General features: G+C 76.1%; 8 protein-coding genes. 6 read left to right on the forward strand and 2 right to left on the reverse strand.

What is annotated here, in order from left to right:
• The first annotated feature begins 8 nt into the window (after positions 1-8).
• The 4 genes from ACFYUS_RS34320 to ACFYUS_RS34335 all read left to right on the forward strand — a co-directional run bounded on the left by ACFYUS_RS34320 (position 9) and on the right by ACFYUS_RS34335 (position 7,705).
• Positions 9-1,796 (forward strand): ATP-binding cassette domain-containing protein, encoded by a 1,788-nt coding sequence (locus tag ACFYUS_RS34320; RefSeq protein ID WP_388861301.1) that lies wholly within the window; start codon positions 9-11, stop codon positions 1,794-1,796.
• Positions 1,793-3,622, forward strand: a complete 1,830-nt coding sequence (locus ACFYUS_RS34325; RefSeq protein ID WP_388861304.1) for an ATP-binding cassette domain-containing protein — start codon at positions 1,793-1,795, stop codon at positions 3,620-3,622. The genes ACFYUS_RS34320 and ACFYUS_RS34325 overlap by 4 nt, the downstream gene beginning before the upstream one ends.
• Entirely contained in the window at positions 3,591-4,508 is a 918-nt protein-coding gene (locus ACFYUS_RS34330; RefSeq protein ID WP_388861307.1) for a JmjC domain-containing protein, read from the forward strand. The genes ACFYUS_RS34325 and ACFYUS_RS34330 overlap by 32 nt, the downstream gene beginning before the upstream one ends.
• A 164-nt stretch (positions 4,509-4,672) precedes the next feature.
• On the forward strand, positions 4,673-7,705 hold the full coding sequence (locus tag ACFYUS_RS34335) for a BTAD domain-containing putative transcriptional regulator (RefSeq protein WP_388861310.1): 3,033 nt from the start codon (positions 4,673-4,675) through the stop codon (positions 7,703-7,705).
• On the opposite strand, the gene ACFYUS_RS34340 is transcribed toward ACFYUS_RS34335, so the two are convergent.
• Positions 7,689-7,895 carry a hypothetical protein gene (locus ACFYUS_RS34340; RefSeq protein ID WP_388861313.1) on the reverse strand — a complete coding sequence of 69 codons (207 nt, stop codon included), beginning with the start codon at positions 7,893-7,895 and terminating at the stop codon, positions 7,689-7,691. The genes ACFYUS_RS34335 and ACFYUS_RS34340 overlap by 17 nt on opposite strands.
• A gap of 245 nt (positions 7,896-8,140) precedes the next feature.
• Between ACFYUS_RS34340 and ACFYUS_RS34345 the strand changes: the two genes are divergently transcribed.
• Positions 8,141-10,072 (forward strand): ABC1 kinase family protein, encoded by a 1,932-nt coding sequence (locus ACFYUS_RS34345; protein WP_388861316.1) that lies wholly within the window; start codon positions 8,141-8,143, stop codon positions 10,070-10,072.
• Between the two features lie 187 nt (positions 10,073-10,259).
• Here the strand turns inward: ACFYUS_RS34345 and ACFYUS_RS34350 are convergent, their stop codons facing one another.
• Entirely contained in the window at positions 10,260-10,850 is a 591-nt protein-coding gene (locus ACFYUS_RS34350) for a TetR/AcrR family transcriptional regulator (protein ID WP_388861319.1), read from the reverse strand.
• A gap of 105 nt (positions 10,851-10,955) precedes the next feature.
• On the opposite strand from ACFYUS_RS34350, the gene ACFYUS_RS34355 reads away from it, so the two are divergent.
• Positions 10,956-11,951, forward strand: a complete 996-nt coding sequence (locus ACFYUS_RS34355; RefSeq protein WP_388861322.1) for an NADP-dependent oxidoreductase — start codon at positions 10,956-10,958, stop codon at positions 11,949-11,951.
• The last annotated feature ends 140 nt before the right edge of the window (positions 11,952-12,091 follow it).

A 12,091-nucleotide genomic window follows, 5' to 3' on the forward strand; every position in this document is an offset into this window, starting at 1 on the left:
GCATCAGCATGTTCAGCACGCTCCTGGCGGCCCTCGCGGTGGTGCGGCGGACCTGGCGTCCCCACGCCGTGTACGGGCTCGCCGCCTGTGTCACCACGGCGACCGCGCTGGCCCTGCCGGTGCTCCTCGCCCGCGGTGTCGACGCCGCCGTGCGGGGCGGGCGCGTCGGCTCCGAAGCCCTCTGGTTCGCCGCGGCGGTGGCGCTCAATCTCCTGGGCACCACGGTCGCCAGCCGCGCCAAGAGCGGTGCCGTGGCCGCCGCCGGCGCGCGGCTGCGCCACGGTCTGGTCCGTCACGTCCTCGCCGTCGGCCTGCCGGCCACGCGGGCCTTCCACCCCGGCGACCTGCTCGCCCGTCTCACCGGCGGCGTCTCCGTCGCCGCCGACATCGGCTTCGCCGCCGTCAACTGCGCCGCCGCCGTCGTGGGCGCCCTCGGCGCCCTGATCGCGCTGGCCGTCATCAGCCCGGCCGCCGCCGCCGTCTTCGCCGCGGGTGTCGGGGCGACCGCCCTGGTCCTGAGGTCCGGTGTCCGGCGCGCGCTCGCCGCGTACGGCCGCTACCAGACGGCCCAGGCGAGGATCACCGGCGATCTGGGCGAGGCCCTCGGCGGAGCCGGGACGGTCCGGGCGGCCGGCAGCCTCGACCGGGAGGTGCGGCGCATCACCGGCGCGCTGCCCGACCTCGCCGCCGCGGGCCGGGAGGACTGGACGAACAACGGCCGCACCGGCGCCCGGCTGGCCCTGCTCACCGGCGCCGCCGAACTCGGCGTGCTGGGACTGTGCGGCTGGTCGGTGGCGTACGGGCACCTCGCCCCCGGGATGCTGCTCGCGGCGATGGGGTACGTCGTTCTCGGGGCGCAGAACGTGGAGCAGCTCACCGGTCTGACGCATTTCGCGCAGATGGTGAAGTCCGTCGAGCGTGTCGACGAGGTCTGCGCCCTGCCCCTGCCCGAGCCGTCGCCCGCCCCGGCGGGACGCGGCGGGGACGGCGGCGGCATACGTCTGTCGGGTGTCGGTGTCGTCCGCGACGGCGTCCGTCTGCTGCGCGGCTGCGACCTGCACGTGCCGGCGGGCCGTGAGCTCGCCGTCGTCGGCGGCTCCGGTGCCGGCAAGAGCACCCTGGCGTTCCTGGTGGGCGGTCTGATCGCCCCCGACGAGGGCAGCGTGACGCTCGACGGGGCCCCGCTGGTTTCCGGGCGGGCCACCGCCGCGCGGGTCGGCTACGCCTTCGAACGGCCCGTCCTCGTCGGCGGGACCCTGCGCGAGGCCCTCTGCCAGGGGAGGCCGGAGGCCACCGGGGAGGAGCTCCGCGCGGCCTGCGACGCGGCCCGCATCGCCGCGTTCGTCGAACGGCTGCCCCGGGGGTACGAGACCCCGCTCGCCGAACTCGTCTGCTCGGGCGGAGAGGCGCAGCGCCTCGGGATCGCCCGCGTGCTGCTGCAGAACCCCTCGGTGATGGTCCTCGACGACGCCACGTCGAGCCTCGACACCGCGACCGAGGCCGAGGTGACCGCCGCGATCCGCGCGGCGGCCGCCCGGGCCACCCGGGTCGTCGTCGCCCACCGCCCGGGCACCGCCGCCCGCGCCGACCTGGTCGCCTGGCTGGAGGACGGGCGGGTGCGGGCCGTCGCGCCCCACCGCGAGCTGTGGTCCGATCCCGCCTACCGGGCGGTCTTCGCGCCCCCGGCACCGCCGGCGCCGGTGTCGTCTTCGCCGGTGCTCTCGCCGGCCCCCTCGTCCGCGCTCCCCTCGGGTCCGTCCCCGCTCGCGGAGCAGCCGCAGGAGGCGGCCTCATGAAGGACCACATCCGTTCCGTCGTCCGCGGCCGGCGCCGCGCGCTCGTCCGCCTCGCCGGGTACTCCCTGCTGGACAGCGCCCCCGTCGTCGTCTCGGGCCTGTGCGTGGCCCGCGCGGTCGACCGCGGTTTCGCGGCCGGCCGGCCCCTGGTGGGTTTCGCCTGGCTGTCGGTGCTGGCCGCCGCGTATCTGGTGCGGGCCTTCGCCGTGCCCCGGCTCGCCCGCCGCGTCGCCGACGTGGTGGAACCCCTCAGGGACGACCTCGTCGAGCGTGCCGTCCGCGCCGCCCTGGCCCGGGCCGTCGCCGAGGGCCGCACCCCGCCGGACCATGCCACCGGCCGGGTCGTCACCCAGGTCGAGACCGTCCGCCGGCTGACCGGCGCCGCCCTGCTCGACCTGCGGGCGCAGGTGTTCGCCGTGACCGGTGCGCTGGCCGGGCTCCTCTCGCTCACGCCGCTGTTCGCGGCCCTGGCCCTGGTGGCGACGGGCGCGGCCGTGGCCCTGCTGGTGGCGCGGTCGCGGACCCTGGCCGGCGTGCACCGGTCCTCCGTGCTCGCCGGGGAGGAGGTGTCGGCCGCGGCCGGGACCGTGCTGCGCGGGCTCCGGGACATCCTGGCGTGCTCCGCCGCCGACCGGGCCGGGCAGGTGGTGGCCGAGGCCGTCGACCGCCAGGCCGCCGCCGTGCGTGCCGCCGGCCGGGCGGGCGCGGTGCGGGCGGCGGTGGTGGCGGTCGGCGGATACCTGCCGCTGGTGCTGCTGCTCGTCCTGAGCCCGTGGCTGCTGCGCGAGGGCCGGCTGTCGGCCGGTGCCGTCCTGGGCGCGGCGGCCTATCTCTCCGGCTCCCTGGTGCCGATGCTGCGCACGCTCGTGCAGTCGGTCAACGCGGTGCTGATCCCGCTGGCCGTCAACGTGCGGCGGCTGGCGGAGACCGCCGCCGCTGTCCCGCCGGCGCCCCCGCTGCGCCCGGCGGGCGGTGAACGGCCGGGCGAGCGGGGCGATCTGGTCCTGGAGAACGTCGGTTACGCGTACGGGCCGTACGCCCGGCCGGTCCTCACCGGCCTGTCCATGACCTTCCGTCACGGCGAGCACGTCGCCGTGGTCGGCCCGAGCGGCCTGGGCAAGTCGACCCTCGCCCAGCTCCTGGCCGGGACCCTGGTCCCCGACACCGGCGAGGTCCGCCTCGGGGGCGTGCCGCTGCGGCGGCGCTCCGCGGCCGACGCCCGCCGGGCCGTCGTGCTCGTCCCCCAGGAGGGGTACGTGTTCACCGGGACGGCCCGCGAGAACCTGCGGTACCTCGACGAGCGGGCCACGGACGACGAGATCGCGCGGGCGGTGGACGAGGTCGGCGCCGCGGCCGTCCTGCACCGCGTCGGCGGCCTCGACGGGCGGGTCGAGCCCGCGGCGCTGTCCGCCGGAGAGCGGCAACTGCTCGTCCTGGCCCGCGCCCATCTGACGAGGGCCGCGGTGACGGTGCTCGACGAGGCGACCTGCCACCTCGGGGCCGCGGCCGCGCGGCGGGCCGAGGAGGCCTTCGCGCGCCGGCCCGGCGTCCTCGTCGTCATCGCCCACCGTCTGGACTCGGCGCTGCTCGCGGACCGGATCGTCGTCATGGACGGAGAGCGCCCGCTCGACGGCTCGCACGACGAGCTCCTGGCCGTCTCGCCGCGCTACGCCGAGCTCTTCGGCCACTGGACCGACACGGCCCGTGCCGCGGACGCGGCCGAGGCCTTCGGCACGGCCGGCTCCACGGCGCGCGTCGACCACCTGCCCCCGACCACCGACACGAGGAACCCCGATGGATCACGTCCTGCCGCTGCTCGTCCCTGACGACCGGTTCTTCGGCGACACCTGGCAAAAGCGCCCCGCGCACTTCCCGCACCGGCCGCCGGCCGCCCCGGCCGCCGCCGCCCCGCCGGTCGCGCCGATCACCCTGTCCGGCGTCGAACGCGCCCTGAACGACGGCGTCCTGCGCCACCCCTACCTGGAGATCGTCACGAAGGACGGCTCCGTCCACCCCGACGCGTACTGCCCGCCCCGGCACCTGCGCCACGACGTCCTGCACGACTGCCCCGACCCCGCCGCCGTCCGCGGCTTCCTCGACGCCGGCGCCACCCTGCTCCTGCGCCACCTCGAACAGTGGCACCGCCCCACGGCCCGGACCGCCGCCGCGCTGGCCCGCGAGACGGGACGCCGGGTGGAGGTCTTCTGCTTCCTCACCCCGCCGGGCACCCAGGGCCGCCCGGTGCACAAGGACGACGCCGACGTCCTCGTGCTGCACCTCCACGGCCGCAAACGCTGGCGCGTGCACCGCCTGCCCGCCGACGGCGACGGCACCTCGGGCCTGGTCGCCGCGCCGGGGCCGGTCGCCCTCGAACCCGACCTGGGGCCCGGGGACGTCCTCTACGTCCCGCGCGGCTGCCCGCACTCCGCCGAGGCCGGCCCCGAAGGGCTTTCGGTGCACCTCTCCTTCACCCTGCGCGAGGTGGACACCGCGGACCTCCTCGGCGCGCTCCACCCCGACGCCGCCGCTTCCCTGCCCGCCAAACCGCTCGGCGACGAGGCGCTCCTCGCCACCGCGCAGGACCTCCTGGCCCAGGCCCGCCGCCGGCTCGACACCCTGACCCCGGCCGCCCTGCTGGCGGGGGCACGCGCCCTAAAGGCCGCCGCCCAGGCCCCCGCGGCACCCGAGACGTCCTTCGGCCCCCGCGCCTGACCGGCCAGAACACTCCCGCGCCACCCCGCGCACCCCCGCACCGGCCTCACGACGTGCCGCCTCCGGCGGCACGTATGATGGCGGACCATTTGCCGCGCCGGCCTCCCGGAAGAAGAAGGGAGAGACCTCCGGCGCGTGACTCGGGATCAGCCCACGGGGGGACTGTGAAGATCTTGGTGCTCGGGGCCATGGCGATCCAGGAGGGCGAGGTCCAGAGCCGCATCGGCCCGCCGCAGCAGCAGGCGACACTCGCGGCACTCGCCCTGCGCCCCGGTCACGTCCTGTCGCTGAGCGAGCTGATCACCTCCGTGTGGGGCGAGGACGCCCCCGAGTCCGCCATCCGGATCCTGCGGACCTACGTGTGGCGGCTGCGCAAACTCCTCACCGGCGACGACGGCCCCGGACACCTCACCTCCGTCGGCAACGGCTACCGCCTCACCCTGCCCCCGCTGTCCGTGGACGCCTTCCGGGCCGAACACCTCGCGGCACAGGCGGCACGGGCACGCGAGGCCGGACGGTACGACGAGGGCGCGGCACTGCTGTGCGAAGCGATCTCCCTGTGGTGGGGGGAGCCGCTGGCGGGGATCCCGGGTCCCTTCGCCGCCGGCGAACGGACCCGGCTGACCGAACTGCGCCTGAACCTCCTGGAGGAACGGTTCAGCCTCGACCTGCTGCGGGGCCTGCACGGCCGGATCATCCCCGAGCTGACCGCCTTCACCCGGGAACTGCCCCTGCGGGAGCGCACGTACGGGTTCCTCATGCGGGCCCTGTACGCCGTCGGGCGGCAGGCCGACGCCCTCGACGTGTACGGCCGGGCCCGCACCGTACTGGCGCAGGAACTCGGCATCGACCCCGGCCCCGAACTGCGCGACCTGCACGAACGGGTCCTCTCCGGCGACCCCGCGCTGCTCCCCGCGCTCCCGCCGCTCGCCGCCCCCGTCCCCGCACCGGCGGCAGGGCCGGCCGCGCAGGGTCCGCCGGGCGGCCCGGACTCCCCCGCACCGGCCCCGGCGGTCACGCCGGGACGGTACGCCTTCTCCCGCCCCGCTCAACTCCCGCCCGACACACCCGACTTCAGCGGACGCGCCGAGGCCCTCGCCACGCTCTGCCAGGCCCTGGGCGAACCCCACCGCGCCGCGACCGCCCTGACCTCCATCAGCGGCATGGGCGGCATCGGCAAGAGCACCCTCGCCCTCCGGGCGGCGCACCGCGTCAAGGACGCCTACCCCGACGGGCAGCTCTACGCCGACCTGCGCGGCGCCGGCGAGGACCGGGTGGACCCCGGCACGGTCCTGGCCAGCTTCCTGTCGGCCCTGGGGATCGCGCGGGCCGACATCCCCCGCTCGCTCGACGACCGCGCACGGCTGTTCCGGACGGTGCTCGACGGCCGACGCGTCCTGATCATGCTCGACAACGCCCGCGACACCCGGCAGGTCAAGCCGTTGCTGCCCGGCACGGTCCACTGCGCCGCCGTGGTCACCAGCCGCGCGCGGCTGGCCGACGTGCCCTCCAGCGCCCACGTCCAGCTCACCGGGTTCGGCACGGACGAGGCGCTCAGCCTGGTCCGCAGGATCGTCGGCGCCCAGCGCATCGACCGGCACGAGCCCGCGGCCTCGGCACTCGTGACGGCCTGCGCCTTCCTCCCCCTCGCCGTGCGGATCGCCGCGACCCGCCTCGCGTCCCGGCCGGGCTGGACGGTCGGCGACCTGGTCGAACGGCTCGCCGACGAACGGCGGCGGCTCACCGAGCTGCAGTCGGACGGCCTCGCCGTCGCCGCCGTCTTCGAACTCGGCCGCCGCCATCTGACCGACCGGCAGGCCCAGGCCTTCCGCCGGCTCGCGCCGATCGCCTGGCCGAGCATCGCCACGGCCGCCGCGGCCGCCGTGCTCGGCACCTGCGAGGAAGAGGCCGAGTCGCTGCTGGAATCCCTCGTGGACGCGGCCATGCTCGAATCGCCGGTACCGGGCCGGTACCGCTATCACGACCTCGTACGGGACTTCGCGCGCCAGCTGCCGGCCCCGGAGACGCCACGGGCACCGCGGGGGCGGCCGGGCGGCGACCCGCACGACGCGAAGCGGCACCTGCTCGACCACCTCCTGAGGAGGGCCGTACAGGCGTTCCGGCTGATGATCCCGGGCGATCCGGTGCACAGCATGCTGCCCGCGGACCGCCCACGGCCCGAGGAACCGCCGTTCCGCGACCTGACGGAGGCCCGCGCCTGGGTCGTCGGCGAGTTCGACTGCGCCGTCCACCTGGTCCATCTCGTGGCCCGGGACCCCGCGGCCGACGAACCCCTGACGACCGCCGCCGCCGACCTGCTCGTCGCCCTCGGCGCATACGGGCAGGACGTGCCGTACGCGCAGATGGTGACGGCCGCCGAAGCCCTGGCCGAGGCCGCGGCCGCGCGCGGCGACGACCGGGCCGCCGGCCGCGCGCACTTCATCTGCGGCAACGCCGCCCTCCAGGCCACCCGCCTCACCCGGGCCGGCCGGCACACCCGCCTCGCCGCGGCGGCCTCCCGGCGCGCCGGGGACCAGGCCATCCTCCAGCAGACGTACAACGACCTCGGCGTCATCGCCCAGTACGAGCAGCGCTACGGCGAGGCCGCCGACCACTTCGACCGGGCACTGGCCATCGCGGCGGACCTCGGGCACCGCTCGGGGGAACTGATCATCATGCTCAACGCGGCCCTCGCCCGCATCCGCGGCGGCCGGGCCCACGAGGCCCTGCCGGTCTGCGACCGGGCGCTGGAGGCCCTGCGCGCGATGGCGGACCACAACGGCGTGGCCCACGCCCTGTGCACCCGGGGCCAGGCCCTGCACGAGCTGGCCCGCTACACCGAGGCGCTCTCCAGCTACGAAGAATGCCTCGCCGTCGCCGGCGCCGCCCACGCCCTGGGCCAGCAGGCCCAGGCACGCTACCGCCGCGCGGAGACGCTCCGGGTCACGGGCCGGACCGACGAAGCGCTGGCCGCCGCCGAACAGGCGGTCGCCTACTTCCGCTCCGTACCCGACCGCCATCGGGACCGGGGCTACGCCCTGCTGATCCACTCGGCGGCACTGCGCGACGCCGCACGGCCCGAACAGGCCCTCGCGCAGGCCCGCGAGGCGCACGAACTGTTCCGCCGGGCCGGGCTTCCCGAAACAGCCGTGGCCCAGGAACTGATCGACACGCTGCGGCTCACGCCTTCGTGTTGACCTCGTCCAGATCGGGGTCGTCCCCGGTGAACCCCGCCGGCCCCGCCGAGACCGCGGAGGCGGCCGGGACCCGCTCCGCGCCAGCGGCGGTCCGGGAAAGGCCGGCCGCCGGCCCCGCGAGAACAGCGGCGACCACGGCGGACACCGCGACGGCCGCGCCCAGCGGGGCCCGGAGGCGGGTGATCTGCAAGGACTTCAGCATGACAGCGCCGATCTGATGAAGGAACAAGAACGTCTGACCGGCACCGACTATGACCGACACCGATCTACATTTCATCTACACCTGCCCACCGGCACGGCGAGCGGGGAACGGCGGCACGGCCACCGCGGCCGGCCCCCGTGCCCGCTCAGGCCGCACACCGTCAAGTCCCGTAGTTCTTCCGCCCCTTGGCGAGGGGCGCGGCCGGCCGGGGACGGGTGCTGTTGAATGGCGTCATGTGGATCACGGGGGCGTTGGTCGGGGCGCTCGTCTTCTTTCTGGTGATGGTGGCGCCCGCGGTGGTGGGGCGGCGGCTGCTCGGGGTGCGGGCGGGCGTGGTGCGGGTCGGGGCGGCGGGGGTGTGCGGCCTCTCGGTGTCCGCGGGGTTGCTGGGGCCCCGGCTGGAGGAGTCGGGGGAGCTCGCGCCGCTGCTGTCCTTGATGGTCGGGGTGGCGATGCTCGGGGCGATGGTGGTGCTCGTCGTCCTGGACGTCCTGGTGCCGGTGGGGGCCGTGCGGCCGCTCGGCTGGGTGCAGTCGGTGCGGGGGCGGATCGGGCGGGCGCGGCGGTATTCCGTGGTGGTGCGCATCGCCACGCGGCACGGGCTCGGGCCGTATCTGCGGGGGCGGCGGCGGGCGCCGGGGGTGCGGCACGAGCTGCTGGCGCGGGAGCTGCGGCAGGCGTTGCAGGCCGGCGGGACGACCTTCGTGAAGCTGGGGCAGCTGATGTCGACCCGGCGGGACCTCCTGCCCGAGGTGTACGTCGAGGAGCTCAGCCTGCTCCAGGACCAGGTGCCGCCCGCGCCCTGGAGCGAGGTCGAGGCCCAGCTGCGGGAGAGCCTGGGGGCGCCGGTGGGGGACCTGTTCGCCTCGTTCGAGCGGGTTCCGCTGGCGGCGGCCTCCATCGCGCAGGTGCACGCGGCCGTCCTGCGCGACGGCACCGAGGTCATCGTCAAGGTGCAGCGGCCGGGGATACCGGAGCTCGTGGAGCGTGACCTGGACATCGTGGGGCGTCTGGCCGCCGCGCTGAGCGACCGTACCGCCTGGGGGCGCGGTCTCGGGCTGACCGAGCTGGCGCAGGGCTTCGCCGTCGCGCTGCGCGAGGAGCTGGACTTCCGGGTCGAGGCCCGCAACATGACCGCGGTGCGCCGGGCGGCCCGGGCCCGCGGTGACGCCAGTGTCGCCATCCCCGTCCTGCACGGGCAGTTCAGTACGGAGCGCGTCCTGGTCATGAGCCGGGTCGAGGGCTCCTCGCTCGGCAAGGCCGTCCCCGACGACCGGCGGCACGGCACCGAGCTGGCGAAGACCCTGCTCACCGCGCTGCTCAACCAGATCATGCTGGACGGCGTCTTCCACGCCGACCCGCACCCCGGCAACATCCTGCTCCAGCCCGACGGCACGGCCGCCCTGCTCGACTTCGGGTCCGTCGGCAGGATCGACCCCGGGCTCCGCGAGGCGATGGGCGGCCTCTTCCTCGCCGTCGACCGCGGTGACCCGGTCGCCCTGCGCGAGGCGCTCCTGGAGATCACCGACCGTCCCGAGGACATCGACGAACAGCGGCTGCTGCGCGCGCTCGGGCAGTTCAGCGCCCGCCACCTGGGACACGGGTCCGCGCCCGACGTGGAGATGTTCGGCGACCTGTTCCGGCTCGTGGCGGACTTCCGGCTGGCGGTCCTGCCGGAGGTCGCCGCCGTGTTCCGCGCCCTGGCCACCCTGGAGGGCACCCTGGTGCGCCTCTCCCCCGGCTTCAACATGCTGGAGGCCTCCCGCACCTACGCCTCGGCCCGGCTCACCGACCGGCTGGGGCCGCGCGGCGCCCGTGACACGGCCCGCGACGAACTGATCGCGCTGCTGCCCGTCCTGCGGCGCCTGCCGCGCCGGCTCGACCGGCTCGGCGGCGCGCTCGAGGAGGGGCGGCTCGGGGTCAACGTGCGCCTCTTCGCCGATCCCCGTGACCGGCGGGTCGTCGGCGAGCTGGTCGGACGGGTGGTGCACGCCCTCGTCGGGATCTTCCTCGGGTTCGCGGGCCTCCAGCTCCTGGGGATGGAGGGCGGGCCGCGCGTGAGCGAGAACCTCGGGCTGTACGGGCTGATGGGCTGCAACCTCCTGCTGCTCTCCGCCGCCATCGTCCTGCGCACCGTCTTCGTCACCAGCCGGCCCATGGAGTGATCGGCCCCTCCCGCCCGGGAACGGGGGGGCGGGTGCGGGCGCGTGGGCGAGGCGGCCGCCGGTGAGCCGCCGGTGGTGCCGTCGAGGGAGCGGCCTTCGAGGAGTTCCCCGGCGGTCCGGGGCGGCCCGGGGCCGGCGGGGTCCGCGCGTTCCTTCCGCGTACCGGTGGAGGGGCGCGCCGCCGCCTTCAGGGCGACGGCGGCCTCAGTCCGTCGATCACCAGGCGGAACAGGTGCTCCTGGCGCTCGGCGAGCGTGGGGGCCTGGTCGGCGATCCAGCCGAGGGCGTTGGTCAGGGCGAACAGGTCGACGGGGGTCACGTCGGGCCGGACGGTTCCTGATTCCTGGGCCGTGGCCAGCAGGCGGCCGGCTGCCTGGCGCATCGTCAGGCAGGTGGCGTGCAGGGGGGACCGCGGGTCGTGGAGGGTGGCCATCAGGGTTGCCGGGAGGCCCTGGTAGGCGCCTGCGCCGAGGGTGAACTCGTAGAGCCAGTCGGTCAGTGCGCGTTCGGGCGGGGTGGTGGCGGCGAGGGCGTCCGCCCGTTCGGCGAGGCGGGTGAAGCGGCGGCGCAGCAGGGCCTCCAGGAGGGCGTCCCGGTTCGGGAAGTGGCGGTAGAGCGTGCCGAGGCCGATGCCGGCGCGGCGGGCGATGTCGCGCAGGGAGGCCGGGGTTCCCTGTTCGGCGACGACCTGTGCCGCCACTTCCAGGATCCGGTCACGGTTGCGCCGGGCGTCGGCGCGGGGGGCGCGGGGGTGGTCGGGGCGCGACTCGTCGGGCATGCGGGACCTCGTCGTTGACAACCGGAGCGATGCTCCGCTTTCCTTTTCCGGAGCAGTGCTCCGGATTGTATCCGGGGTGCTTCGCCACGGAACCCGGGGAGGGACATGCGTACGGCGACGATGCGGGCCGTCCGGCTGCACGCCTTCGGCGAGCCCGAGCAGCTGGTCTACGAGGAGGTGGCCCGGCCCGAGCCCGGACCGGGCGAGGTGCTGGTGCGGGTCCACGCGGCGGGCGTCAACCCCCCGGACTGGTACGCGCGGCGCGGATTCCCGAACGTGCCGGCGGCGCTCCGGCCGAACTGGACGCCGCCGCTCGTTCTGGGCAGCGACCTCTCCGGCGTGGTCGCGGCCCTCGGCCCGGGCGTCACCGAGTGGCGGCCCGGCGACGAGGTCTTCGGCCTGGTCTCCTTCCCCGGCCGCGCGTCCGCGTACGCCCAGTACGCGGTCTCCCCCGCCGCCCACCTGGCCCCCAGGCCCGCCGCCCTCGGGCATGTGGAGGCCGCCGCCGTGCCGATGGCCGGGCTCACGGCCTACCAGTACCTCTTCACCCACCTGCGCGGCCGCGTCGGCGGCACCCTGATGGTCAACGGCGCGGCGGGCGGGGTCGGCCACTTCGCCGTGCAGCTGGCCAGAGCCGCCGGCGCCGAGCGGGTGATCGCGGTCGCCTCCGGGCGGCACGAGGAGTTCCTGCGGGGCCTGGGCGTGGACCGGTTCGTCGACTACACCCGTACGCCGGCCGAGGAGGCCGTCCGCGGTGTGGACCTGCTGCTCGACACGGTCGGCGGCCCGGAGGCGCACCGCCTGCTGCCCACCGTGCGGCGCGGCGGCCGGATCGCGCCCGTCTTCCCGGGCGACTACCACCGCGAGCGTGCGGCCGGGCTCGGGATCGCTCTCGACGAGGGCATGTGGCAGGTGCGTTCGAGCGGCTCGGATCTCGCCGAGCTGGCCGCGCTCATCGACGCCGGGAAGGTGCGGGTCGGCATCGACAGCGTCTTCCCGCTGCGCGAGGCCGCCGCCGCGCACGTCCGTGCCGAACAGGGCCATCTCCAGGGGAAGATCGTCCTCGACGTCGCGGGGCGGGCCTCTTCGGGTCGGCGCTGAGACGCCTCACGGCCGCGGGCTTCGGGAGGCCGGAGGTTCCCGCGGCCGCCCGCACGGCACGGCCGCGGGCGCGGGCTCCGGGGCGGGGAGCGGGAGGTCCTCCGCGGCGCCGGCGGGCGCGGCGGGCGCGATGCGGTACG

Source organism: Streptomyces sp. NPDC004284 (genome assembly GCF_042874035.1).
Taxonomy (GTDB): Bacteria; Actinomycetota; Actinomycetes; order Streptomycetales; family Streptomycetaceae; genus Streptomyces.

Excerpts from the sequence above, each read along its gene's own strand:
- ACFYUS_RS34320 (WP_388861301.1), top strand. The coding sequence starts at position 9 with ATGTTCAGCACGCTCCTGGCGGCCCTCGCGGTGGTGCGGCGGACCTGG.
- ACFYUS_RS34325 (WP_388861304.1), top strand. The coding sequence starts at position 1,793 with ATGAAGGACCACATCCGTTCCGTCGTCCGCGGCCGGCGCCGCGCGCTC.
- ACFYUS_RS34330 (WP_388861307.1), top strand. The coding sequence starts at position 3,591 with ATGGATCACGTCCTGCCGCTGCTCGTCCCTGACGACCGGTTCTTCGGC.
- ACFYUS_RS34345 (WP_388861316.1), top strand. The coding sequence starts at position 8,141 with ATGTGGATCACGGGGGCGTTGGTCGGGGCGCTCGTCTTCTTTCTGGTG.
- ACFYUS_RS34350 (WP_388861319.1), bottom strand. The coding sequence starts at position 10,850 with ATGCCCGACGAGTCGCGCCCCGACCACCCCCGCGCCCCCCGCGCCGAC.
- ACFYUS_RS34355 (WP_388861322.1), top strand. The coding sequence starts at position 10,956 with ATGCGTACGGCGACGATGCGGGCCGTCCGGCTGCACGCCTTCGGCGAG.